At 42.1% G+C, this 1,635-nt stretch carries 1 protein-coding gene; it reads left to right on the forward strand.

All coding sequences use genetic code 11. The features are described 5' to 3' along the window. Positions 1-299: 299 nt before the first annotated feature. The gene (locus A8708_RS00120; RefSeq protein ID WP_068661516.1) at positions 300-1,538 is read left to right on the forward strand and encodes an IS110 family RNA-guided transposase; all 1,239 of its coding nucleotides are present in this window, start codon (positions 300-302) and stop codon (positions 1,536-1,538) included. Positions 1,539-1,635 lie beyond the last annotated feature (97 nt).

Here is a 1,635-nt window from a genome sequence, read left to right on the forward strand (position 1 = left end):
AACCCCGCCGTAAGTCGAAAAAACAGCCATGACAATGTGCCATTGCCACCCCCTAGCATGAAAATTGAGTTATTCATCATGCAGATTTGTTTTAAAGATTAGACCTTTTAATCCTCTAAAATCTGTCAAAACTAAAGGATACAAATCAAAGGACGTTCGATTATTGGGACGCGATCCTGTCGAAAAAACCGTCCTACTGCGCTTCGCGAGCACCGCCTATTGTAAACCCAATATTACGTGTATTAAATTACACCTTTTCGGGCGCATGGTTTGTATAAAGGTTGAGAGAGGGTTTAAGTATGGATGCTGTGAGAGGCTGTTGCGCAGGACTGGATGTTCATCAGAAAACGGTAGTTGCCTGTGTATTGAAAGGATCTTTAGAGCATAAACCGAAGCGCTACATCGAAATGTTCGGAACAACGACCAAAGAGTTGCTGAAGCTGCAAGATTGGCTTGGCCAGCACGAATGTAAGGAAGTAGTGATGGAAAGTACAGGCGTGTTATGGAAACCAGTCTGGAATATTCTAGAAAGCACATGCGAGTTAGTTTTGGCGAATGCGAAGAATGTAAAGAACATGCCAGGACGAAAAACAGATATTAAAGATGCTCAGTGGCTGGCGCAGTTGCATCGCAGTGGCTTAGTGCAAGCCAGTATGGTGCCTGATCAAGAAATTAGGGATCTAAGAGATCTAACACGTTACCGAAGAAAAATGATCCAAGCGCTCGCTTCCGAAAAAAATCGAATCCATAAAGTGCTGCAGGATGCGAATATTAAGCTAACGACGTATGTATCGGACATTTTCGGGGTTTCGGGGAGAGCATTGCTACAAAGTTTGATAAATGGTGAGGTACTAGACGCGGAAGAAATCAGAAGCCTGGTGCATTCAAAGTTAAAACGAAAAGTACCGGAGCTGCTAGAGGCATTAAATGGCCAGCTTCGAAAGCATCATCGTCAGATGATCTGCGAGCATTGGGATCACATCGCATATCTTGAGCAAAAGATCGAAAGACTTGGAACGCAAATCGAACAGTTGCTGGGAAGCTATAAAGAAGAAATAGAAATAATAGATTCTATTCCTGGTATTGAAGCAAAAGCAGCTGCGGATATTTTTGCAGAGATAGGTCCGCAAGTAGCGGAGTTATTCCCAAGTGATGCCCAGTTTGCATCTTGGGTGGGACTTTGTCCGGGTAATAATGAAAGTGCAGGCAAGAAGAAACGGTCAAAAACAGTGCAAGGGAACAAACATACCAAATCGACACTTTGTCAGGTAGTTTGGGCCAATAGTAAGTCAAATAACCGGATTGGGCGGTTTTTTCGACAAGTAAGGAAAAGAAGAGGAGATAAAAAAGCGAGTGTAGCTACTGCGCATCTTCTCTCTCGAATTATCTATGCGCTAATGAGAGATAAAACGGTTTACAAAGAAGAAGACGCACCAATTGGCGGAGGTGCGCCTAAAGAAAAACCACTAGAGTATTACCTAAAACATATCCAGCAGATGGGATATCAAATTCAGTTAAACAAACAAGACATGAGCTAATTTTTTTTGAAAAAAGTTAGTTTTTCGGGCAGAGGGACTTTTTTTTGCCTATATGCATCAGTATGCCCATTTTCCACCATTTTATTTTCGTATTAAA

Source organism: Paenibacillus oryzisoli (genome assembly GCF_001653565.1).
Classification (GTDB): Bacteria; Bacillota; Bacilli; order Paenibacillales; family NBRC-103111; genus Paenibacillus_E; species Paenibacillus_E oryzisoli.

What these genes read in the sequence shown, in the direction of transcription:
- A8708_RS00120 (WP_068661516.1), top strand. Translation starts at nt 300, where the DNA reads ATGGATGCTGTGAGAGGCTGTTGCGCAGGACTGGATGTTCATCAGAAA.